At 42.2% G+C, this 24721-nt stretch carries 18 protein-coding genes and 2 tRNA genes; 12 read left to right on the plus strand and 8 right to left on the minus strand.

What is annotated here, in order from left to right; translation table 11 throughout:
* Nucleotides 1–756 (minus strand): ubiquitin-like domain-containing protein (locus tag HMPREF3208_RS00770; RefSeq protein ID WP_155639944.1); only part of this gene is annotated, 756 nt, incomplete at its 3' end.
* 522 nt (nt 757–1278) lie between these two features.
* Nucleotides 1279–1355 (minus strand) — tRNA-Thr (locus tag HMPREF3208_RS00775).
* A 163-nt stretch (nt 1356–1518) separates the two neighbouring features.
* On the opposite strand from HMPREF3208_RS00775, the gene HMPREF3208_RS00780 reads away from it, so the two are divergent.
* On the plus strand, nt 1519–3267 hold the full coding sequence (locus tag HMPREF3208_RS00780; protein WP_016637552.1) for a serine/threonine-protein kinase: 1749 nt from the start codon (nt 1519–1521) through the stop codon (nt 3265–3267).
* 129 nt (nt 3268–3396) lie between these two features.
* On the plus strand, nt 3397–4383 hold the full coding sequence (locus HMPREF3208_RS00785) for a DsbA family protein (RefSeq protein WP_016637551.1): 987 nt from the start codon (nt 3397–3399) through the stop codon (nt 4381–4383).
* Between the two features lie 95 nt (nt 4384–4478).
* Here HMPREF3208_RS00785 and HMPREF3208_RS00790 read toward each other — a convergent pair whose 3' ends face one another.
* Complete coding sequence (locus HMPREF3208_RS00790; protein WP_032814291.1) at nt 4479–5393, minus strand: DsbA family protein; 915 nt, start codon at nt 5391–5393, stop codon at nt 4479–4481.
* A 240-nt stretch (nt 5394–5633) separates the two neighbouring features.
* On the opposite strand from HMPREF3208_RS00790, the gene HMPREF3208_RS00795 reads away from it, so the two are divergent.
* Together HMPREF3208_RS00795 and HMPREF3208_RS00800 are read left to right on the plus strand one after the other, a co-directional pair.
* Nucleotides 5634–6761 carry an ABC transporter ATP-binding protein gene (locus HMPREF3208_RS00795; RefSeq protein WP_032814294.1) on the plus strand — a complete coding sequence of 376 codons (1128 nt, stop codon included), beginning with the start codon at nt 5634–5636 and terminating at the stop codon, nt 6759–6761.
* 254 nt (nt 6762–7015) lie between these two features.
* Nucleotides 7016–8431, plus strand: a complete 1416-nt coding sequence (locus HMPREF3208_RS00800; RefSeq protein ID WP_032814303.1) for a DUF4032 domain-containing protein — start codon at nt 7016–7018, stop codon at nt 8429–8431.
* A gap of 250 nt (nt 8432–8681) precedes the next feature.
* Here HMPREF3208_RS00800 and HMPREF3208_RS00805 read toward each other — a convergent pair.
* Both HMPREF3208_RS00805 and HMPREF3208_RS00810 read right to left on the minus strand, forming a co-directional pair.
* A tRNA-Lys gene (locus HMPREF3208_RS00805) sits at nt 8682–8754 on the minus strand.
* A 71-nt stretch (nt 8755–8825) separates the two neighbouring features.
* Entirely contained in the window at nt 8826–9086 is a 261-nt protein-coding gene (locus HMPREF3208_RS00810; RefSeq protein ID WP_016636798.1) for a mycoredoxin, read from the minus strand.
* A 178-nt stretch (nt 9087–9264) separates the two neighbouring features.
* Here HMPREF3208_RS00810 and ftsY point away from each other — a divergent pair, with 178 nt between their 5' ends.
* The 7 genes from ftsY (at nt 9265) to HMPREF3208_RS00845 (ending at nt 19791) form a co-directional block, all read left to right on the plus strand.
* Nucleotides 9265–10467, plus strand: coding sequence for a signal recognition particle-docking protein FtsY (gene ftsY / locus HMPREF3208_RS00815; RefSeq protein ID WP_155639942.1), 1203 nt, complete (start codon nt 9265–9267; stop codon nt 10465–10467).
* Nucleotides 10468–10646: 179 nt separating this feature from the next.
* Complete coding sequence (locus HMPREF3208_RS00820; protein WP_016636796.1) at nt 10647–12488, plus strand: ammonium transporter; 1842 nt, start codon at nt 10647–10649, stop codon at nt 12486–12488.
* Nucleotides 12489–12996: 508 nt separating this feature from the next.
* Complete coding sequence (locus HMPREF3208_RS00825; RefSeq protein WP_064346810.1) at nt 12997–14361, plus strand: MATE family efflux transporter; 1365 nt, start codon at nt 12997–12999, stop codon at nt 14359–14361.
* A gap of 100 nt (nt 14362–14461) precedes the next feature.
* A complete protein-coding gene (gene dnaB, locus HMPREF3208_RS00830; protein WP_016636794.1) occupies nt 14462–15934 on the plus strand; it encodes a replicative DNA helicase in 1473 nt (490 codons plus the stop codon).
* A gap of 6 nt (nt 15935–15940) precedes the next feature.
* A complete protein-coding gene (locus tag HMPREF3208_RS00835; RefSeq protein ID WP_064346746.1) occupies nt 15941–17359 on the plus strand; it encodes a Mur ligase family protein in 1419 nt (472 codons plus the stop codon).
* Between the two features lie 5 nt (nt 17360–17364).
* On the plus strand, nt 17365–18162 hold the full coding sequence (locus tag HMPREF3208_RS00840; RefSeq protein ID WP_064346748.1) for a type 1 glutamine amidotransferase: 798 nt from the start codon (nt 17365–17367) through the stop codon (nt 18160–18162).
* A gap of 279 nt (nt 18163–18441) precedes the next feature.
* Complete coding sequence (locus HMPREF3208_RS00845; protein WP_064346750.1) at nt 18442–19791, plus strand: ATP-binding protein; 1350 nt, start codon at nt 18442–18444, stop codon at nt 19789–19791.
* Nucleotides 19792–19945: 154 nt separating this feature from the next.
* On the opposite strand, the gene upp is transcribed toward HMPREF3208_RS00845, so the two are convergent.
* The 3 genes from upp to HMPREF3208_RS00860 form a co-directional block, all read right to left on the minus strand.
* Nucleotides 19946–20584 (minus strand): uracil phosphoribosyltransferase, encoded by a 639-nt coding sequence (gene upp / locus HMPREF3208_RS00850; protein WP_004114100.1) that lies wholly within the window; start codon nt 20582–20584, stop codon nt 19946–19948.
* A gap of 305 nt (nt 20585–20889) precedes the next feature.
* Nucleotides 20890–21543, minus strand: a complete 654-nt coding sequence (locus tag HMPREF3208_RS00855; RefSeq protein ID WP_016636790.1) for a hypothetical protein — start codon at nt 21541–21543, stop codon at nt 20890–20892.
* A 46-nt stretch (nt 21544–21589) separates the two neighbouring features.
* The gene (locus HMPREF3208_RS00860) at nt 21590–22759 is read right to left on the minus strand and encodes an NUDIX hydrolase (RefSeq protein ID WP_064346752.1); all 1170 of its coding nucleotides are present in this window, start codon (nt 22757–22759) and stop codon (nt 21590–21592) included.
* Between the two features lie 510 nt (nt 22760–23269).
* On the opposite strand from HMPREF3208_RS00860, the gene HMPREF3208_RS00865 reads away from it, so the two are divergent.
* Nucleotides 23270–24637: an ATP-binding protein gene (locus HMPREF3208_RS00865; RefSeq protein WP_064346753.1), complete on the plus strand. Its 1368-nt coding sequence runs from the start codon at nt 23270–23272 to the stop codon at nt 24635–24637.
* Nucleotides 24638–24721: the final 84 nt, after the last annotated feature.

A 24721-nucleotide genomic window follows, 5' to 3' on the forward strand; every position in this document is an offset into this window, starting at 1 on the left:
CACGTTATATACATCTTCTCGTTCGCCATTAACGCCGACTTGCTGCACTACTCGCGCATTTGCAGGAAGATGAGGATCGACGACAGTTTGCGTAGCAAAAGGAAGTGAAACCATGCGAGTTTCTTTGCCGTGAGTAACTCGTGAAATGCGTAAAATAGTTTTACCATCATTTTCTTCTACGCTAACGCGATCTTCTTTGCCGAGCACAATGCCCTGCGCGTCGAGGATAGCGCTTGCTGGCAAACTGCCATCTGGAGCGATACGTGTTTTACCATCGGCAATAACAGTAATTGGCCCTTTTTTATTAATTGATAATCCGCAAGTGAGTTTATCGTAAATGTTTTGCAAATTTACTGTAATGCGCGAGGCTTTTTGCGCGTTAGCTCGGAAAAATCCAATAAGTTGATCGACACTGGTTGCAACTGTCCAAAATGGTATAGTAACGCCGTCTACAGTAATAGAAGTTTGATAAGCGCTGCGTACAGTAACGGTAGCATGATTAGTGAGAATATCGCCTGAAGAAGATATAACCTGATCGTGAGTTTTTACTGGTATGTGCTGTTCTTCTAGAAGACGCGCGGACGTAGTTGCGTAAGTATGAACAACTCGAGTTTTGCCATTTACTACTAATGCTATTGATTTTTGGGCTGTGAATGCGAACATGCATGATGCTGCAAGTGATAGAGACAGAATGCAGGCAAGAATACGAGTGCGTCGCATTACGATTAAGCGTCGAGGTGTCCATCGACGTGCCATATAATCACTCCCTTCACTGTAAGACTGGCTTTTATTATACCTTCTATGCTGCATTGGCTACGCGAGCTAACAAAAAAAATGGGGGCGGGAGAGAAGGGGATATTCCCGCCCCCTTATGAGGTGGAGCTGGTTGGGGGACGCTCCACTCTCACCTCGGAAACCCTGAGTTGGGGGAAGGTTCCCGAGTTCTTACTCGCGACAAGTCTTGTTCTACAATGATTGTACAGAAGAAAATCATGTCTTACTTTCATCATACGTCATAATGTTGGCGTTAGATGTGAAATCAACAATCTTTTCTATTCTAGGTAACCCAAAAACGCAATATTATCGTATTGCAGAATGAATTCCCTTCAGAAATATAAGATAGTACAAAACGAAACTATGTAAGCCATTCAGCACTATCTAATCTCCCTGCTCTAACCATTGCACGTCATTATATTCGATACGAAAGATAACAAAAATTATCGTTTTGCGAACATTTTGTAAATATGAAGCAGAATCATACAAAAACATTATCCAATGTGGAGCCTCCTGCCGGGATCGAACCGGCGACCTGCCGCTTACAAGGCGGCCGCTCTGGCCATCTGAGCTAAGGAGGCGTTGGTTACGCTGCACGTGCCATCTGTATGCATTATGCAGACCTTGATTAGTGTACCATATCCCACGTCATTACAAAATTGTGGTGTCGTTGCATGTATCGTATTGTGCTTATGTATCGCGTACGGCAACATTTGGCAATATAAGGCATTACCATAATGCAGTATGAGTGATATGAGCATGTTCGATCTACAATCTGGCAATAATGTGGGTGGATATACGCTTATTGACAGGCTTGGCGGCGGTGCAATGGGATCCGTTTGGCGAGTTCGTGATGACGGTGGTAATCAATATGCAATGAAAATATTACGTTCTTGCGTCAGTGTTAATCCAAACGATGAGGAAGATGCTGATCAAGCGTGTGCAAGATTGCGACTTAAACGTGAAGCTCTAGCGTTGCAACGTATTCATCACGCTGGCGTGTGCGGCATAGTAGATATGGAACTTGATGCATCAATTGCGTTTATCGTCACAGAGCTGATTGAGGGGCGTAATCTACGAGAGGATGTTGCAGAGAATGGTCCTTATGTTGCTGATGATTTAGAACGGCTTACGTATAAACTCATTGAGGCTGTAAAAGCAGTGCATCAAGCTGGTATTATTCATCGTGATATTAAACCAACAAATGTTATGATTGCTGCTACAGGACCAGTGTTAGTGGATTTTGGTATTGCTATGGGAACAGACGAGAGTCATGTTACGCGTACTGGTTTAGTTATGGGAACTCCTGGATTTATTGCTCCGGAAATTATTGAAGGTGGAGATTCCGATGAGTTGACTGATTGGTGGTCACTTGCAGCTGTGTTGGCGTTTGCTGCAACCGGCAAACCTGTTTTTGGTACCAAACCATTGATGGCGGTGTTGGAACGTGCAGCATCCGGGAATGCTGATTTGAGTGGTTTGCCTCCCAAAACTATGGCTGCTTTTCGCAGTGCTTTACATCCGATTCGTCAGCAACGCTGCTCTTTATCCGTATTAGCAAATGCAATCAGTGATGATGCTATGAATCCACTGTCATGGCCGGAGGCGAGCCGCCCTTTTGATCAAATTTCGTGCGTGGCTACGCGCACGATGTGGCGTGAAACAGCGTGTGAAACGGCATGTGAAACAAATCGTGAAACTCTGCAGGGACAGACAGTTATTCTGAAGCAGAATGCTTCTTCCGATGTAAAACGCACAGTAGATATGAACAATGAAACTATGCTATCAACTGTGCCTATGCGTTCTACTACCGTTATGCCACAATTGCCTCAACAATGTGGAGAGCAGGAATATGATACGCATATTGCTGAACCATTTTCAGAAGAAACGGAACCATTCAATCAGCAAGATTTAGAACAAAATAATATTGGTAAAGCATCTGAATCATCGCATACAAGTAGTCAATATGCGTATAAATATCGAGGCATGTGGGCGCTAATATGCTGTGTTGCGGTTTGTGCTGTTACTGCTTGTATCAATGTGCTCGATGCTGCTGGTTTGATTATTGCTATTATGTGGATTAGTGCGACAGCAGGGTATAATATTGCGGCATGTTTATATAGACAACAGCTTAATGGCGGTATTATTCCTCAGCATGACGCAGTTATGCGCATTGCGGCGTTACCGTGGCATGCGATTTGTGGTTTGTTGTATGCGTTGCCGCGTGTTGTTGTTATTGCGATTGCTAGCTTAATGGGGGCTGCGGCATATCCATTATTGTTGGGAAGTAGCCCAGAATTACAAATTTTGAAACTTGGCTCTTTGCATATCCCTTTCCCAACTTATTCGCCTAGTATTTTGTCGCAAACTGCTATCGGCTATGCAATTGGTTGTATTGCCGCGTGGGTTATTCTGGCAATTACTAAGAATACTGATAAATTCTGCTTGGGACTAGGTGCCTTACTGGGTGCTGGAAAATCATCTGAAAAATAAAAAAATAATACAATGACTGATGTGCATTTTCCGTTGATACCACCTATTAAACTATGGTGAGGTTACTATTTCATTAACAAGTATGCTGCTGGGAATAAGTCTTAGCGCACAATATGTTGAAGGATAACAATGCCTAAAATTCAGATGCGTGATAATAAGCAGGGAGATTCATCTGCTACTCGCCTACAAAGAACCATAGAAAATCGTGAACGTCTTGCGCGCGAAGCTCGTGAGCGTCGTCAGCAAACCATTGTTGGAATTGTTGTAGTGATTATTGTTATGGCTATGCTCATTGCAGTTGGTGTTACTGCTTATCAAGCTTTTTATGCACCGCAGCAAAATAATGCTGAACAAACGCAAATTGAACGCTCTGATAAGGCTAAAAGGCAACTAAAGAAACTTGGTGCTAAATACAAGCCGGAAGTTGTAAATGCTAGGGGTGGAATTTTTATTAGCAAGCTTGGCTACAATAAGCCTGTTGCTAAAGCTCCAACGGTTGCAACTTATTTTGATCCGCTATGCCCAGGATGTGGAAACTTTAATCGTGAAGCAGATGGGGTGCTGATTTCAATGGTTCGTGCAGGTCAAATTAATTTGGAAATACACCCAATGTCATTCTTGGATAGGATTTCTAGTGATAATTATTCAACTCGTGTAGCTGGCGCTATTGCTTATATTGCTAATAATGACAGGAATCCAGAGCATTTACTGCAATTTATTAATAACATCTTTGCAAAAGACTTCCAGCCAGAAGAGGGTGATGGCTATAAGCCTGTAAGCAATGAAAAGTTGATTGAACAAGCTAAGAAAGCTGGGGTAGATGATTCTGTTGCTAGTAAGGCTTTTGATCGCCAATACTTAGAGTGGCAGAATTTGATTAACAAATACACTCCTGATTTCGTGGAGTTGTTGAATGTTTCTGGTTCTAGTAAGGGTTCGATGACAACGCCAACTGTAACTATCAATGGAAAGTTGCTTGATATTAATGCTGCTAGTAGCAAGAATATGAGCATTCTTGATGCAATTTTGCATTGCATCGGTTTGAATAAAAACCAAGTTGGCGTTGCAGGTCAAATGCCTAAAGTGTCTGACACTAGTTCCCCTATTGCATTGTAAATAAGCTAAATTATAGAAATCTAAATTATTACATAAAAACGGACGTTGAGTGTATTCTTAACGTCCGTTTTTGTATAGAAATTACTTAATTTTATTTATAAATCAAGTGGCTTACTCTTATGCGTAACTTGCGGCATATAACCAGATTCGCCAACATGTTTTTTATCGATTCCCAAAGACTTTAATATAGCTTCCAAATAATCCATCTGCTTTTCAGAAGCTGCGTGTAGATCTACTAGCTTACCGTTAATTGTTACTGTTGGAGTTGTCATAGTGCCTTTATTAGAGCCAGAAACATTCCATAAAGCTTTTTCTTCTGGAATGCTCGCATTAATAACTTCTTGCCACTTAACATACTGTAGGTTAAAGGCTTTATTTGCAATCTTATTTGCAACTCCAGCATCTTCAGCTAAATCAATAAGAGCTTTATTTGGTGTTGCTTGGTATCCATCGCCTTCTTCCGGCTGGAATCTTTCGCTAAAAATACTATTGATGAACTTGAGCAAATGCTTTGGATCATTGTCATGCGAAGCGATATAAGCAATACCGCCTGAGACGCGATAAGAATATTGATCTGAGCTAAAACGATTCAAGAATGACATAGGGTGAAGTTCTAGGTTAATTTGACCTGCTTCAACCATTTTAATTAAAGTTTCATCAACATTACGATTAAAGGATCCACAGCCAGGGCACAAAGGATCAAAATAAGTAGCGACTGTAGGAGCGCCCGAAGCTTTCTTGCCATATCCACTCTTACTAAGAAGGATTCCGCCTTGTAAATTAGATGCTGTTGGAATTTCAGAAGAAGACAATTTTTTGGCTGTTTGGGAGTCGGCTATATTCTCAGTTTTTACTTGCGATTTATTGATTGAATTGTAATAAGACATAAATCCAGCTCCTGCAGCAAATGCAAGAATAATTAATGCTATTACGATGCCAATTAAGTTTTTATTATAAGAGGCATTTGATTTTTGCATTTTATTGTTTGTTGTTTCTTGTTGTTGATCCATAGTTATTCTCCTTTTGTGTGCCTTGCTCGACACGCCGAGTTTATGCAAAATGCTGATTTTTTGCTGTTTTTCTAAGCTAAACATGATATATTAAGGCATGGCTCAACGAAGAGAACCTTCAATGGACCAGGTAAGTAAACTGTGGACGATTGATTCCCGCCGATGTAGGAATTGGGGTCATGAGTGCACACCCTTCACTACGGATCGTTCGGCACGTACCTGCCGATGAAAGGACATATCATGGCAGAAGTTGTATTTGATCATGTGACTCGTATTTACCCAGGCAACGATAAGCCTTCGGTTGACGATTTAAACATGACTATTAAAGATGGTGAGTTCCTCGTACTCGTCGGTCCATCTGGTTGCGGTAAGTCAACTACTTTGCGTATGTTGGCAGGCCTTGAAGAGGTTAACAAAGGACGTATCCTCATCGGCGGTCAAGATGTTACTACTATGCAGCCAAAAGATCGCGATATTGCAATGGTATTCCAGAACTACGCGTTGTATCCTCATATGACTGTTGCGGACAACATGGGCTTCGCTTTGAAGATTGCAGGTGTTCCTAAGGAAGAAATTCGTAGGCGCGTTGAAAAAGCTGCAGAAGTTTTGGATTTGACTGAGTATTTGGATCGTAAGCCAAAGGCTTTGTCTGGTGGTCAGCGTCAGCGTGTTGCTATGGGTCGCGCTATTGTTCGTGAACCAAAGGTCTTCCTTATGGATGAGCCTCTTTCAAACCTTGACGCTAAGCTCCGTGTCCAGACTCGTACGCAGATTGCTGCTTTGCAGCGTCAATTGGGTGTTACTACCCTGTACGTGACCCACGATCAGACCGAAGCTTTGACCATGGGTGATCGCATCGCCGTCATTAAGCTCGGTGTTTTGCAGCAGGTTGGTGCTCCAACTGAGCTTTATGATCGCCCGGCGAACGTGTTCGTGGCAGGCTTCATTGGCTCCCCATCTATGAATATCAACCAGCATCCAGTGGTTGATGGTCGTGCTCAGATTGGTGAGGATTCTATTGTTCTTCCTTCTGAAGCGGTTGACATGCTTACTGAAGAAGATCATGGACAGATTATCGTTGGCTTCCGTCCAGAAGACGCAAGCTTGGCAACTTCAGATGATCCAAATGCATTCTCCTTGAAGGTGATGAACGTAGAGGATCTTGGTTCTGACGGCTATATTTATGGCAATATCATTACTGATGGTTCGCCTGAAGAAGCATCAACTATGATGTCTGATCAGAATAAACTTACGACAATCCGCGTGAATCCACGTGCTTTGCCAAAGGTTGGTGACACAGTAAAGATTAAGATTGATCCATCCAAGATGCATCTATTCGCACCTTCTACCGAGTTGCGTTTGAATTAAAAGCGAAGTTTGCTTGCTTTCTATAAAGGCATAGTAAGCGAAGTTTTGGTATAAAGGTATAGCGGGGTTCGCAACGTAACGCGAACCCCGTTTTTGCCAGCAAAAAGTGACACAAAGGTTGTACATCAACGTATCGTTACAATGCATAGCCTATTATGTATAGTTGTTATCAATAATTCGCCGGCAATGAATCTGCGTTACATATGGAATGCAAGAGGCATTGTTGACATGAGCTTGATTGGTACATGAACTTTATGGAATGGAATGACGCTCCTCAGCTAGACCCGCGCGCTGTGCAGGCGACTTCGGTTTCTGCACAGGACGAGAGTGCGTCGTCTCAAGAACCGCAGACGCTTAAGATTACTGCGGCTAGTTCAAACCCAAAAATGTTTATGCTTCCTTGGGAATTACCATTATCCCAATGGCCTGCTGATTTGTTTGTGAATTTGCCACGCGGTATTTCGCGTCACGTTGTGCGCTTCGTTCATGTTGGTGACGAAGTGTATGCAATGAAGGAAATTACTCGGCAAGTTGCTGAACGAGAATATGAGCTTTTGCGTAGACTCCGTAAACTTGAATTGCCTACGGTTACTCCTATAGCTGTTGTTGCAGGACGCCATGATGCTAATGGTGAAAAGCTTGAGGCAATGTTAGTAACAAGGCATTTAAAATTCTCACTGCCTTATCGAGCGTTATTTGCTCGCACATTACGTCCTGATACTGCAGAGCGTCTTATCGATGCGCTCGCTGTTCTTATGGTACGTTTGCATCTTTCTGGCTTCTATTGGGGTGATGTGTCGCTTTCTAACGTGCTGTTTTTGCGAGATGCAGATGCTTTTTCTGCGTTCCTAGTTGACGCGGAAACTGGTGATTTGCACGGGAGCTTAACAGAGGGTCAACGAGAATACGATATTGATCTAGCTCGAACCAATATTATTGGTGAGCTTATGGATTTGAGCTCTGGTCAGCTCTTGCCGACAGAAGTAGATGAGATCAGCATAGGCAATCGTCTAGTAGATCGTTATCACTCGCTTTGGAGTACGCTTACTGACGTTGATAAGTTCAGTCCTGATGAGATGTGGCGAATTGAACGTCGTGTTAATCGTCTCAATGAGCTTGGTTTCGATGTTGATGAGTTGGAGATGAAGACTTCAGAAGATGGTCGAAGGGTTTTGGTTCGACCTCGAGTTGTGGATGCTGGCTATGCTTCCCGCAAACTTCTTCGTCTTACTGGATTGGATGTTCAAGAGAATCAGGCTCGAAGGTTGTTAAACGATTTGGATGCGTATCGCACTTCAACGTGGAGACAAGGCGAAGAATTAGAAATTGTTGCAACCGATTGGATGCGTGAAATTTTTGAGCCAACAGTTCGTATGATTCCTCCTGAATTTCGTTCGCAAATTGAGCCAGCTCAGTTCTTCCACGAGGTACTTGATCATCGCTGGTTTATGGCAGAAAAAGTTGGTCATGATGTTGCTATGCAAGATGCTGTGACGAGTTACATTAAAAATGTTCTTCCGCAGTACAAAATGGATAAGCGTGTCCTTGCTGCTATTAATGCTGATGCTGATTCTGGTGTTATTGATGATGAATATACATATTCACAATCAAATAATGCCGAAGTTACTGCTGATGAATACGATCAAGATGCTAGTGTTTGGGCGAGTTAAATAATGAATGTTATATAATTAAAAGCTAATTCTCAATAAGGTCGACGCATGTCGTCGTCTTCGATTTTTAAGCAGATTTTGCAGAGGGAGCTTCGGCTCCCTCGTTTTTTCTATCATTTCAAACTATTAAAAACGAACTTAGTTTACCATTTGAAATAAACGCAAAAGCGGAGATATGCGCTGAGACATATGATAGAAAATAAAAAATCTCAGCGGAATGCGAGGACATATCTGCTGAGACACCACAAAGTGCCCCCTGTGGGACTCGAACCCACAACCCAAGACTTAAAAGGACTCTGCTCTGCCAATTGAGCTAAAGGGGCAACAATCGCCAAGTATACTACATTGAAGAGACGAAGTGAATCTCATGGATATTTGGCGTGTTATAAACAAATTATTTCAGTATTCCAAGTGATTCCAGTTTTGTTTTGATTTGTGTTGCGGATGGTTCCACCATAAAAGTATTGTCTGCAAAAGTAACTACTGGAATATGCTTTTGACCGCTAATCTCAACTGCTTTATCTGCAGCTCCTGCTTCTGTTTCAATATCATGCCAAGTAAATGCCACGCCATATTGATTCAATGCAGACTTAGCTCTTTTGCAGTCACCACACCAATCTGCGCCATATACTTCCACGGTTATTTGATCTGACATAGTGCTCCTTAGTGTAAATCGCGAATGTGAAATTCACTTGCTTAGTGCAGTATCAATTGCTTTTATTAGTGTAATAGATTCTTCGATGCTGCGATAGTTTATTATGCAATGTAATAAAGATGAGAAAAAATAGTGAAATGTATTGCCACTGTCCCTTGACTTTCATAGGCTTAATGTCATGAACATGGTTATGGATATGAACATGGTAGTTTGGTTTGTAGTTGCGGCTGTAATTGTTGCTATCTTGTTGGTGACTGCTGCGGTGATTTTGCGTATTTTTGGCAATAATCATGGACCGTCAATTCCTAAAAGTGTTGGTAATTTGGATGAAACCAATAACGTTGAAGCCAATAAATCTAAGTCGGAACTGAAATCAAAGGCTGTAACAGAGTCAGGACAAGAATGTAAGCAGCAACTAGAGACTGCAAGAGAAACCGAAACTGAACTTCTGCCAGAAAGCGCACCGTCTCGTTTGAAGCGTCTCCGTGAACATTTATCTCGTAGCAGGAATCCGTTTGGACGCGTGCTTTTTAATATCATCAGCAAAGACCATCTTTCAGAAGAAGATTGGGAAGATGTAGAAGATACGTTACTTATGGCTGATGTTGGCACCCAAGCTAGTGAAGAATTAGTAGAAGAACTGCGTAAAGATGCACGTATTTCCGGTACTGCTAGTGCTGAAGATGTACGTTTGACATTGCGTACAAAACTTCTAGAAGTAGTAGGTGAGGATACGGATCGTCGTCTGAACGCAGACAAGCCGGAAGCGAATCATCCAAGTGTTATTATGATGGTTGGTGTTAATGGAACCGGGAAAACCACTACGGCTGGTAAATTAGCACGATTATTTGTGGCTCAGCATCGTTCAGTAATGTGTGCTGCAGCAGATACATTCCGCGCTGCTGCAGCGGATCAACTTGAAACTTGGGCTTCTGCAGTGCATGTGCCAGTTGTGCGTGCAGATAAAGACGGTGCTGATCCTGCATCTGTTGCTTTTGTTGCAGCAAGTAAAGCAACAGAACAACAAGCAGATGTGCTGATTATAGATACCGCTGGTCGTCTGCAAAATAAAGCAAATTTGATGGATGAACTTGGCAAAATTCGTAGAGTTGTAGAAAAAACTATCCCTGTTGACGAAGTATTGCTGGTGCTGGATGCTACGACTGGTCAAAATGGTTTATCTCAAGCCAAAGTATTTGCTGAGGCTATTGGTATTACTGGTGTAGCTCTTACTAAGCTTGATGGTTCTGCCAAAGGCGGCATTGTTGTTGCTGTACAGCGTGAACTAGGTGTGCCAGTGAAGCTAGTGGGTTTGGGAGAAGGCCCAGATGATTTAATGCCATTTGATGCACAAAGTTTCGTAGATGGTTTATTGGCATAAACTAATCAGCAGAGAATGACTACCTATTATGTAGCGGTTTTTCTGCAGAAGTGGGGATGTCATATTTGCTGAATTTCGTGATTTTTGCAATATGAATTTCTCGGTACAATAGTTATTAAACATAATACTTCAGTTGCGACGATATATTGTTGCGATGCTTAAAATAATTGAGGTGAAAAATGACCACAATGGATCCGCAGTGGGCGTTGTTGGCTGGCGCATTGGTGTTTATCATCACGCCGGGTATTGCCCTATTTTATGGCGGTCGTGAACGCGCTACTTCCATGGTAAATATGATGATGTTATCTGCTGGCGCTATCGCTGTTACAACGCTTGTATGGACTTTGTGGGGGTGGTCACTAGCTTTTGCTGGTAAAGATATGGTTGGCGGTATTGTTGGCGATCCATTAAGTGGGTTGCTGTTCCGCGACTCTATGGTTGCAGATCATGGTGTATTTACATCTATGGATGCTAATTCTGGCTTGGCGGGTGGAATTCCTGCTGCATTTCGTTTGGCTTGTGCAGTTGTTGCAGTTGCTTTGATTACTGGAGCATTAGCTGGACGTGTACGTTACGCTATTTGGCTTATTTTTGTTGCTGTATGGGTTACGTTAGTATTTGCTCCGCTTGCGCATATGGTTTGCGGTGGAGGATTGCTATCTCCTAATGGTGCTATTTCGCAGGCATTAGGTATTCAGGTGCATGATTTTGCTGGCGGATCTTTACTGCATATTGCTGCTGCTGTTTCTGCTTTCGCAATTGTTATGATTATCGGTGGTCACGCTCATTTCCCGTTGGGGCGTTTAGTGTTGCATATTAAGAATGTGGCGCATGTTGGAACGGGAGCAGGTTTGGTATCTGCTAAAACTAATTCCCGTAATGCTAAAAGTCGCCTATCCCGAGCATTGTGGGCTGATGTTGCTAAAGCACAGGATAATTCTGATGCGGAATCCGTTGTTTCCCCAGTTGCTACTGTAGCTGAAGTTGCTGAATCTTCCTCTGCTCAGACATCCGTTGAAAATGATGCTGTTCGTCAGCCGCATAATGTGCCTTTTGTTATGCTAGGAATCTTCTTAATTTGGTTTGGCTGGCTCGGTTTAATGATTGGTTCTTCTGCTGGTGTGCCAGGTGTTGCTGGTTATGCTTGGATAAGTTCTACGATTACTGCATCTGCATCAATGCTGGCCTGGGGTGTAACTGAGCGTTTGCGTTCTGGTTGCTTCTCAGCTGTGGGTGCTGCGTCTGGAGTTATGGCGGGTTTGTCTGCTAGTGCAGCTGCAGCAGATGTTATTGCGCCGCTATGGGCTTTAGTATTGGGTATTCTTGTTGGTGTTATTACTTCTTTGGTAACGCATTCTCGTACTTTTATGCGTTATGACGGAGCTTTGCACGTAATGAGCGTGAATGGTGTGGCAGCTCTTATTGGCGTGCTTGCAGTAGGCTTCTTCGCGGACGGTTCTGGCTTGCTTGCAGTTGGCGATTGGCATCAGCTTGTTGCGCAGCTTTGCTTAATTGGTATTACAGTGCTTTACTCGGGTGCTGTAACAGCTGTTGTTGCTTTTGCTCTTGAAAAACTTTTCGGATGGCGTATTTCTGAAGATAAGGAACGTAATGGCGTCGATTTAGCAGATCAAGGCGAACGTGCTTATGATTTCTCGACAATCGCGCAAAGCCATGAAGGCGCTGTTGTTGCGCTTACTGATGATGATTCAAGTAAAACGCAGATGGCTGTTCTTACTTCAGTGGATATTACGATGGATGATAGTGCTCCTGATAGTGCTCCTGAGTTTGAAGAATCCGATACTACAGGTGCAGATACCGCGGAAGATGAAGAGTGTGATGTCGAGAATAATCATGCGGAAGCGGATAATGATGATTCTGATGATGAAAAATCAGATAATGGTGATTCTGATATCAAAGAAGAATCTGCAGTCGCGGCAGATAAGAAAGTTGCGGGAGAAGATGAAGCTAAACAAGCTAAGAAAAAATCTCATAAGTCTCGTAACAATGCAACAAATTAGCCATTAAACCAATCCATAGTGCGTATCAGAATATTTCACAAGAATACGTACAGATGATAAACCGCATGTCTTATTTAAGATATGCGGTTTTTGTGTGTTGAGATTTGTCACAGAATCTTTTTGGTGGGTAAAAAGAATTTTTGACACGCACGAAGTAGGTGATGTGCATAAAAAGAGGAGTTGTCCACATTCTAGGCGTGTCTAAGTGGATATTTTGCAAAATTGTCCACATATTGGGGATAACAATGTGGATATCCTGCGGATAACTTCTCTGAATTGGTATTTCAACTTGCGATTTCATAATATTTATGTTAGATAATTGAGAAATTGATTATACAAGTGGGGGCAACTTCTTGAAGAAACATGCCTGTAGAATGAAAGCATTATGACTAATCGGGAGTTAAATAATCAAGATATTGACACAATATCTTGCAATATTCCAAAATCATCGCAATCTGCGCTGCATGCGCATACTCAAGATACGCATTTATCGACTATTCATTCGCACATGTCTCCTGCAATGAGTGATATTGCATCTTCTAGAGGAGAGGTACTTCGCAATATTTGGTTACTTGCACTGCCTACTTTTGGTCAGCTTGTTGCTGAACCGGCATTCGTTCTTATTGACACTGCTATTATTGGCCATATTGGACGAAGTGCACTCGCAGGGCTTTCTATTGGCTCAACAGTATTGCTTACAACCACCGGTCTTTGTTTATTCTTGGCATATAATACGACTTCGCAAGTTGCGCGTCTTTTAGGCGCAGGTAAACGTCGAGAAGGTTTTAGTGTTGGGATGGATGGCTTGTGGCTTGCATTATTTCTTGGTGTAATTCTTACAGTCATACTTATTTTTGCCGCTGAACCGTTATGCTACGCAATAGGCGCGCGCGGATCTACATTGCAAAATGCTATTGTGTATACACAAATGGTTATGCCTGGATTGCCTGCGATGCTGCTTGTATATGCTGCAAATGGCATATTTCGTGGTTTACGTAAGGTAAGTATTACATTATTCGCAGCAATAAGTGGTGCCATACTTAATACTATTCTTGATATAATCGCAGTTTTTTACCTCAAGATGGGTATTGCTGGTTCTGGTATTGCCACTATGATTGCGCAATGGTATATGGGTTTTGTGCTTACTGTTCCAGCAGTTATGTGGGCTGTGCAGAGTGGTGCGCGACTTCGACCGCATTTTCGACAAATTTTGCATTCTGCTGGAAGTGGTGTGCCGCTTTTTATTCGTACGCTCGCGTTGCGTACGTGCATGGTGGCTACGGTAGTTACGGCAGCAAGACTCGGTACCAATACTCTTGCTGCGTATCAGGTTACTAATTCCTGTTGGAATTTTGTTATGAATATTTTAGATGCTATTGGTATTGCAGCGCAAACTATTGTTGCAGCGGCACTTGGAGCAGGTCTTCGTAAGCAAGCAGGGATGATTACGCGTATTTGTGCACAAGTTGGTGCTTTAAGTAGTGTGGCAGTCGGTTTATTCATGATTATCGTGGGTTGGAGTTGTCCTTCGCTGTTCAGCCCACGCGCAGATATTCAACTCCTTGTTTCCATTGGTATGACAATTCTGGGTTTATTTTTACCTCTTGCGGGGTGGATGTGGGCATTGGATGGTGTATTAATTGGCGCTGGAGACCACCCCTATTTGGCAAAGGCATGTTCGGCAATGGCTGTTGTATATTTATCTGCATTGCTGCTTGCAAGCGTTAGTAACATTGTTTTTCATACGAACGACGTAATACGAACTACTGCATTATGGGTTGTGTTGAATATCGCTTATATTGGTGGTCGTGCAGTGGGGAATAGTTTGCGTATTAGAAATGATGCGTGGATGGATTCTGCGCTAAAATTATAAAGAAAATTTCTATGGCAACCAACAATATTTTTATTAAGAGTATTCGTGGGTGGCTTATAGTTTTGTATTGTAATACGTGCGCGCGCTTATACTCGTTTTTATGGCAGATAATGATATGTGGCAGTCTACTAAGGGCAATGTAAGTCACTCTGGAAGTAATCGCGGTGGCAATGTTGGCGCCCCAATATATGGTTCTGGTGCGTCTCGTAATGCTGATGAAACAAGTGGTGCTACCTTGTTTGATCGAGTTCCTCCACACGATGCTGATGCGGAGATGGCAGTGCTTGGTGGAATGCTGATGAGCAAAGATGCTATTGGCGAAGTATCGCAGGTACTAGAAACAGCGGATTTTTACCAACCGCAGCATCAAACAATTTACGATGCTATTCTTACGCTTTTTGCAGGATCCCAACCTGTTGATGTTGTGCTGGTAGCCAACGAATTAATGAAGGATGGAAATCTCGATAAAGTTGGTGGAGCTGACTATTTGCACAGCTTAGTAGCTTCCGTGCCAACAGCTGCAAACGCAATGTATTATGCGGATATTGTGCACCAAAATGCCATATTACGTAATGTTATTACTGCTGGCACTAAAATTGCACAAATGGGCTATTCTGCTTCTGGTGTTCAAGCGGAAGATATTGTGAATCTTGCGCAATCAGAAGTGTATGAAATGAGCGCTGGCAAAGTGCGTCAAGATTATGTTGCTATCGGCCCAGTTTTACAAAATACTCTTGATCAACTCGATAAATTACAAAATCATGAGCTTGAGCAGGGTGTGCCAACAGGATTTCGTGATATTGACGAAGTTACGCAGGGTTTGCAGCCGGGTCAAATGATTGTTGTTGCTGGTCGCCCAGCTATGGGTAAGTCAACACTTGGCATTGATTTCGCTCGTTCAGCTGCTCTTCACCACAATATGACATCTATTGTGTTCTCTCTAGAAATGAGCAAAGTAGAATTAGCTCAACGTATTATTGCTGCAGAAACTAATATTCCACTCGCTGCCATGCGAAGAGCAGAAGATATTACTCCAGATCGTTGGAATACTCTCAATAATTTCTGGACAAAAATGCAGAACGCTCCGCTTTTTATTGACGACAGTCCCAATATGAGCTTGATGGAAATTCGTGCAAAATGTCGTAGGCTCAAACAGACGAATGATTTGAAACTGGTAGTTATTGATTATCTTCAGCTTATGAGTTCTGGCAAGCGTGTGGAAAGCCGTCAGCAAGAAGTTTCGGAATTCTCGCGTGCGCTGAAGTTGCTTGCTAAAGAGCTTGAAGTGCCGGTTGTTGCTCTAAGTCAGCTTAACCGTGGGCCAGAAATGCGAAACGATAAGAAGCCGCAGCTTTCGGATTTGCGTGAATCTGGTTCTATCGAGCAAGATGCCGATGTGGTGTTCCTAGTACATCGCCCTGATTTTTACAATAAGGAAGATCGCCCAGGCGAAGCCGATATTATTATGGCAAAGCATCGTAACGGCCCTACAGACACGTTTAATCTTGCGTTCCTTGGTGCAACTTCCAAGTTTATGGATATGCCGCAAGACTACCAGCAGGCGGGAGTGTGATTGAGTATGTTAAGCGGTGATTGCAAATCGCATAAAAAGTTTCGCAAAGATTTACGTAAGCATTGGTACAGTTTTGCCATGCCTGCTGTTGGTAAACTTGTTTGCGCGCTTTCTAGGCTGCTTCACCATGGTGGAAGCGCATTGCCAGGTAAAGTTATTGAGAGTCTTGATTCTGGCTTTTTAGCGCGCACTCTTGCAGCATTGCCGTGCGGAATAGTGTTGATTTCTGGTACTAATGGCAAAACTACTACAACACGTATGGTAACTTCTATGCTGCGAGACGCAGGACTTAACGTATTTACTAATCCAACCGGTTCAAACTTTACTAGAGGAGTAGTGGCAGCTCTTGCAAAAACAATGCCGGCTTTTGGCACAAAACTAAATGCGGATATTGCAGTTTTAGAGCTCGACGAAGCGTACGCAGTGCATTTTGTAAATCAAGTCAAACCTCGTTACTCTTTATTGCTAAACGTTATGCGAGATCAACTCGACCGATTTGGCGAAATTGATACAACTGCAAAACTATTAAGCAACGTAGCTGCTGCAACCGAAGGAACAGTAGTGCTAAATCGTGAAGATCCGCGTATTCGCGCGCTCGCAAGCTTTGTTCCTTCCGGCACTCGCGTGCAATATTTTGGTTTGGATGACGCTGTAAAAAGCATGTTCCCGACGGATGATGATTTGCACAATAGTTCTGAAAAAAGCGAAAATTGCGAAGATGTTGCAGAAAGCAAGGCTAACAATCTTCCTAAAGCAGACGTTGTGCTTTCAAAAGTTGGAGATCATGAGGCTGAGTTTATACTTGATGGCAAGCGTAAAACCACATCTGTAAAACTCGACGGCGCTTACAATATTTTCAACGCTGCTGCTGCAGCAACGGTAGTTCGTGCTATCTTGGCGGACGCTGCAAAACAAAATTCTACGCTGCAAAAATTCGACGACGATGCGCTTATGGAAGCGATTTCTCACGTAACTCCTGCTTTTGGTAGAGGCGAAGTAATTGAAGTTAATGGCGCTCCTGTTGAGCTTGTTTTAGTGAAGAATCCTATTGGTTTTAGACTTGCGATTGCTTCGGATCATCCGAAAAATCACGATACCATGATTGCAATTTGTGACGAATACGCTGACGGTAGAGACATGAGCTGGCTGTGGGACGTTGATTTTGCAAGCTTTAGTGGTACTGGAGTTGCGTGTGTTTCTGGTACTCGCGCATGGGATATGGCTTTGAGGCTGCAATACGATAAAGTCTCGGCTCGCAATGTGAATACGGATTTAGAAGAAGATACTAAAGCTTTTGTAAATGGCGATTTTAGTGGCAATGCTAAAAACGCTAAGCGTATATATTGCACATATACTGCAATGCTTCGCGTGCGCGCGGCTTTAGCGCAACTTGCGGAAGTTAAAGACGTTGGAGTTGGAAAGTAATAGTCATGAATGGTTCCAGTGATATTAGTAAAGCAAATGCTACTTTTGAAAACGAAAATCGCGTGCTAGATATTGTGTCGCTATATCCAAAAGACATGAATATTTACGGCGACTATGGCAATGTGCTTACGATTATGCGCCGAGCGGAATTGTACGGTTACAAGCCTGTGCTACACGAGTACAACGTTGGTGATTTATGGCCAGAGCGCGTGGATATGATTCTTGGCGGAGGTGGTCAAGATCATGGTCAGAGCAGAGTTACGGAAGATTTATTTGCGCGCGCGGACGCGATTCGTGGGCTTGCAGAAGATGGTGTTCCAATGCTTATGATTTGTGGTCTTTACCAGCTTTTTGGAGAGTATTTTGAAACCGTTGAAGGACAAAAACTTCAAGGAATTGGCATACTTGGAGAGCATACGGTTGGTCAAGATGTGCGCATGATTGGAAATCTTGTGGAGCATAGCGCCGATTTTGGCGATATTGTGGGCTACGAGAACCATTCTGGGCGCACAAGCTTGGAAGATGGAACGCAGCCACTTGGCTTGGTTGATAGTGAAAATTGCGGTAATAATGGCAAAGATCACACGGAAGGAGCGCGCAAATACAACGTTATTGGGACGTATATGCACGGCTCAGTTTTGCCGAAAAATCCGCGTCTGGCTGACTTTTTAATCCGTACTGCTGTGCAAAATCGTTACGGCGAATTTTCGCCCAAGCAAACTGATGCTCAACGCGCGGAGCTCGCTAAACTAGACGAATTAGCCGAGCGTGCTCGCGAAGTGGCTGTAACTCGTCCGCGGTGAATGAACATAGGTGTATGCATGATTTAGTAGAAATTTGATTGATTATTTTATTTTATTTTATGCTGAGTGTTACTCAATGCGTATAGTTATGTGATAAAAAACACTAAAATATGTATAATTATGTGATTAAATGCACCAAAACATATATAATAATGTGATACACGATAAAAGTTAACGCAAAATATAACGGAACATCAGTGAAGCTAAGCGTAGAAACAGCCAAGCGTTAATACGGCTGCAATATCTAATAGCGTAACGCAAGATGAAAGGTGAGTAATCATGAAAAGGCTGATTATGAGCAAACTTTTAGCATGGAAGAACTCACCATATCGTAAACCATTGATATTAAAAGGCGTGCGTCAAGTTGGTAAAACTTGGGTACTAAAAGAATTTGGTAAGCTTTACTACAAAAATATTGCTTATTTTAACTTCGACGAAAACAAAGAATATAAGCAATTCTTTGAAACCACTAAAAATGTGGAGCGAATTTTACAAAACCTAATGCTTGCAAGTGGTCAAAAAATCGAACCAGAAAACACGCTTATTATATTTGACGAGGTTCAAGACTGTCCAGAAGTAATAAACTCGATGAAATATTTTTGTGAAAATGCTCCGCAATATCATGTTGCTTGCGCTGGATCGTTGCTTGGAATAACGCTTGCAAAACCATCTTCATTCCCAGTTGGAAAAGTTAATTTTATGCAAATAAACCCAATGAATTTCACGGAGTTTTTACTTGCTAATGGAGATGAAAATCTAGCGAAGTTTATTGAACAAATCGATAAAATAGAGCCGATTCCAGACGCATTTTTTAACCCGTTATACGAGAAATTAAAAATGTATTATGTTACAGGAGGCATGCCTGAGTCAGTTTTGATGTGGGCTAAAGCGCGAGATGTGAACGCAATGCAAGAGACATTGTTTGAGATTATAACAGCTTATGAACGAGATTTTGCAAAACATCCTAAGGTTAGTGAATTTCCAAAAATATCAATGATTTGGAATTCTATTCCATCTCAACTTGCGCGTGAAAACAAAAAATTCTTGTATAAAGTTGTTAAAAATGGTGCACGGGCAAGAGAATATGAAGACGCTTTGCAGTGGCTTGTGTCGGCACAATTGGTGTATAAAATTTATAGAAATACTACGCCGAATTTACCTATTGCTGCTTATGATGATATATCTGCTTTTAAGATTTATCTGGCAGATGTTGGTTTGTTAAGGCGATTAGCACAACTTGCTCCTACTGCATTTAAGGAAGGCAATAGGCTGTTTACTGAGTTTAAGGGTGCTTTAACAGAAAATTATGTTTTGCAAGCGCTACTTACTCAATTTGAAGTGACGCCTAGATACTGGTCTCAAACAAATCCGCCGTATGAAGTGGATTTCCTTATTCAACGAGAAAATGATATTTTCCCTATTGAGGTTAAATCTGAAGCAAATATTAATAGTAGAAGTTTGAAAAAGTTTAAAGAATTATTCCCTAATCAAACGAAATTACGTATACGATTCTCGCTGAATAATCTAAAACTAGATGATGACATGTTGAATATTCCGTTATTTATGGCTGATTACACGGATAAGCTTATAGAACTTGCTCTGAAAGAAAAAACCTGTAATAACGTGTGAGTTACCTTTTAACCTGACAACAAACAGGTTTTTTTATTGATTGATAAACACAAAAGCCTGCTGAACTTGCAAAGTGTTGCAAATCAGCAGGCTGTTTTGTAGTTTTGAATTTTAGTTTTTGATTCTAGTTTTCGTTTGATTTAGCTAGTGACTATTAGTCGATTAAGCCATACAAGCGATCGCCAGCATCGCCAAGACCTGGAACGATATAAGCTTTGTCGTTCAAATGCTCGTCAACAGCGCAAACAACAACCTTAAAGTCAATAGAAGGATCAATCTCCTTCTCCAAGCGCTCTAAGCCTTCTGGAGCTGCCAAAATGTTAATAGCAGTAACGTCCTTAGCGCCGCGCTCCGCCAAATAATGCGTAGCAGCAATAAGAGTGCCACCAGTGGCAAGCATTGGGTCAAGAAGGAAGCATTGACGACCGGTCAAATCTTCTGGCAAACGGTTGGCATAAGTGACAATATCGAGTGTCTGCTCGTCGCGCTTCATGCCAAGGAATCCAACCTCAGCGGTTGGAAGAAGGCGAGTCATGCCATCGAGCATGCCGAGGCCAGCACGCAAAACCGGCACAACCATTGGGCGTGGGCGGTTCAAATGCTTGCCAGTCATCTTGCAAATAGGAGTTTCAATCTCGCGATCGCTAACTTCCAAATTGCGGGTTGCTTCGTATGCTTCGAGGGTTACCAATTCGGAAACCAACTCGCGGAAAATGTTAGAAGGTGTATTCTTATCACGCAAAACGGTGAGCTTGTGGTCCACCAGCGGATGATGTAAAACATGAAGATCCATACTTTCTAGGGTAATGCAAGCATGGCATGTTAAGCTATCGGCGTGCCGTTATTTTTGCACGAAATATAAACAAATGTTGAGTAAAAATATATTTTATTTAAACTTATTTAGCAAAATCTAAAATCTGAAACTTAAAATTCAAGGCTCAGAACAGAAACGATACTGACTTGCGAAAGCGCCTGTCGGCGCAAACGCCGCTCGCAGCGGCAAAAAATGGAGCCCGGGGCTTAAACACAAGCCAGCATCATTTTGAGTATACCTTGTTTTCTGTTTTCACGCGCCGCACAATTTTAATCGCAAATAATTTATTCCAACTTTCCTGCGCGCCACAATTTTGCACCATGAGCAAAAGATAACGAAAGTGCGTTCATATTCGCGGATATGTGCAAAATCTTTGCAATTTTCTGCGTGTGTATTGTATTTGCTTGCTCGTCTAACTTTTTTGCGTAAACTCGCATTCCGCGTGCAATAATCGAAGTAAAAGCTGAAGATCGGTAAAGCGCTACAGCAAAATCGCCTGTAAAAGCGCCAGAAAGAATAGAATCTGCAAGTCGTGCAATGTCTTCTCCAGTAGGAGCGTCGTCAATTCCTGTAATAGCTGAAGCGCTTGTTGTTTCAGGCTCGCCAAGACTCCAGTACTCAGCGTAAGCTTCGCGCTGTTTTCGTAGCGACATGCGCAGTAAATACAGTCGCCACAACATTCCAGGAATAGATTCCGCTTCAGCGCTACTCCACAAATCTGCAATAACTTCAATGCCTTCATTCTCAACCAAATTCAGCACGCGTTCAACGATTTCCGGTGACTGCGTTTTATGAACGCGGTTAAGCAAAACGGCGGCGGAGGTGTGGCTAATTTCGTTTACAACCTGCGGGTCTGTGCCGCCTTCAATCTGTGCTAGCATTGCAGGATCCATTTGTGCAGGCCGGCTTGGACGGGCAGCTCCAGTAGGGCTTGGCATAAAAGCAGATCTGCTTGAATGAATAGAACTCGATTGTGAATTTAAACTAGTAGACACTTGGCAGAACCTTTTCAATATCAATAATGCGAGCACCTTTAGGGGTATTAATTATGTGCAAAACTATTGCGCTTCCTGTAGGCATGTATGGAGATTTTTGACTGAGTATGCGCTTGTGAGCTCTAGGTTTTGTTATTTCGCGCAAATAATCGAAGAAAGTGCCAATAACCGGTCGGTGCAAGCATATGACTGTTGCGCTGTTGGCTAAGCTTGTGCTGTTGGCTGTGCTTACATTGCTAGTTTCGCTTGTATTTTGTGCGTTGCACTCAAGATTTTGTATTTCTTTTATAAGCACAGATAGCGTAGATTTTGGTTGTTTCTCGTGATGATCTTCAGTAAGTTCCGCAACTTGTTCTATTGGAAGTGAAGAGTCGTGCGCAAAAGCCGCAACCGTTTCAACGCAACGCTTCCAAGGTGACGATATGATTTTATTCGGCGCGTAGCAGGCAAGTTCGCGACCTAGAGCGTAGGAGGTGGCTGCTCCAAGAGGTGTGATTGGTCGAGTGGCTTCGCTTCCTTGCCAAGTTTTTCGAGACTCAGCTTTTCCGTGACGCACCAGAAGCAGCGTGCTATATTCTGCTTGACCTGCGTGGAGCTTTTCTAAGAAAGCATCCAGCACTTCGCGGTCGCTATCGTGAGTAAGTTTTTTGCGCGCTTGAGAAGGAGTAAGCCATAAAACATTGCCAATTTCAGTAGGCTTAGCTGGCTTAATTGGTCCGAAAGCAGGAAGACGCTTCGCTGCAGTTGGCTTATCGATTAAGCGCATCATCCAGTAGTGGATTCGCTTTATTACTTCCGGCTGAGAATTGCGTGATGCGTTGCCGTTTTTAGAGGCTTGTTTTTTGCCTTCATGCTCAAGTGGATACTCTATTTTGGCGATGTGCGGGCCGAGCGCGACTGAATATCCTGTTTCTTCTCCAACTTCGCGCACAGCTGTGTGGCGATGCGATTCGTTCGGCTCGTTCTTTCCTTTTGGCCAGCTCCAATCGTCATATTTAGGACGGTAAACAAGGCAAAGTTCAAAGTCGTCGTCGCTAGGCTTTATTGCACTGCTGCCTGTTTTTGCATCTTCGCCTGCGTTTGAGCTGTTTGTACTATTGCGCTTGCGATAAATAATCCCGCCAGCTGCTTCAACGTATTGCGTCGTTACTGCACTCATATTCACTATTTTAGCGTTTTTCTTTCGCGAATTTTAGTTGCGCTTGGTTATTTATTGCAATTCGATTATTTGCCCATTTGGTTAGAGTCAATTTAGTTGCTGATTTTCGTATATTTGCGCTGCTTACGTTTATTACGGTTATGACTGTGACGAAAGTGCTGTGACTGTCATTTTTCTCGTCTATGACAGTGATTTCATATGCATGACTGTCATTTTTTCGATTTTGAACATGATTTACTATATTTTGACAGTGAGCTTACGTATTTTGACCGAGATGCGTAGACTTATGACAGTCATTTTGACTTCCGTGACTGTGATACCCCATTTATGACTGTGATGCAGATGTGCTGAATAAATCAGATATTTTGTTATGTAACCCAAAATTCCCAAAACTGGCAAATGGTGTTGTAAAAAACATGCCAAAACTGGCAAATAATTGCTCAAAAAACATCCTAAAACTGGCAAATAATGGTATAATCGCTGTAATAGCAACAATAAAAAGAGTAAGCCATGGAACGACTAGCATTACAAAAATTAATCGCCTGGAACATAAAACCGAATCGTAAGCCGCTAATTATATGGGGTGCGCGCCAGGTTGGTAAAACATATCTAGTAAAAGAACTTTTTGCGGAAAAATATTATAAAAATAGTTATATTTACATCGATCTTAAAAAAGAAGATGAGGTTCGTAACTTTTGCGAAAGCACAGCAAACGCAGAAAAAATTATCGAATACTTGTCTTTGCGATTTTCAAAGCCTATAAATGAAAGCACGTTGCTGATTTTTGACGAGATTCAAGAATGTCCAAACATTATTTCGTCGCTTAAATATTTTTGCCAAGATTTTAGAAAAATTCACGTAATTGCAACGGGCTCAATGGTGCGTATTAAATTGCATCGCGAATCTCGCAAGCAGAATGCTGAAAAAACAGCAAAAGACCAATTCCTTTTTCCTGTAGGAAAAATCGACCAGATAACAATCTATCCAATGACTTTTGGTGAATTCCTACTAAATAACAACAGTCTTCTCTACACAAAGGTGCGCGAAGCATATGATTCTAAGCAGGCGCTGCCTACAGAAATTCACAATCTTGCGTTAAATGAAGTGTATAAATATCTGCTAATTGGAGGCATGCCAGAAGCGGTAGAAGCATATATTGAGCGCAAAGATTTACTAGAAACGCGTGAGATTTTGCGCTCGCTGTATGACAATTATCTTGCGGACATGGAATTGTATCAGGCAAGCAGTGAGTCAATTTTAAGATCTCGGCTTCTATTTGAAAATATTTTTAGGGAGCTTAATAAGGAGTCAAAAAACTTTTCAGCCGGTCTTATTAAAAAAGACGGTAGGACTAGAGATTTTGCAACGTCTATTCAGTGGCTGCTTATGACTCATATTGTTAATCAGTCGTTCCAACTCAAAGAGCATATAACTATGCCACTTATGCAAGAAAACGAAAGCAATTTCCGACTATTTTTGTGCGATATCGGCATGTTCTCGTATCAAAGCGGAGTGAATGCAGCATCTTTTATTTCAAACGAAAGAGACAATACGCTATCTGGCATTTTCTTCGAAAATTACGTTGCAAACGAACTTAGCGCAAATGGTTTAAAACTGTTTTATTGGCGCGGAAAATCAGATTCAGAATTGGAATTTATAGTTGAATCAAATAACAAACTTTTCCCGATTGATGTTAAAAAAGGCAGAGGAACACTTAATTCTCTAAATAAGTTTGCAATGCATAACAAGTTTGAGTTCGCAATAAAAGTTTCTAAAAATAATTATGGTTATGACGCAAATCAGAAAATTGCGACCATGCCATTTTATTTCATGCCGTTTGTGGCTGGCAATTTGGCCGCTGGAACGCTTGAGATTTAGGCGGTTTAGAAGGAATAATAAACACAACAAGAGCCAGAAACATGTTACTGAATCTGACTCTTGTTTATTGTTTGTTAATTACTT

The organism is Gardnerella vaginalis, from assembly GCF_001546485.1.
Taxonomy (GTDB): Bacteria; Actinomycetota; Actinomycetes; order Actinomycetales; family Bifidobacteriaceae; genus Bifidobacterium; species Bifidobacterium vaginale_D.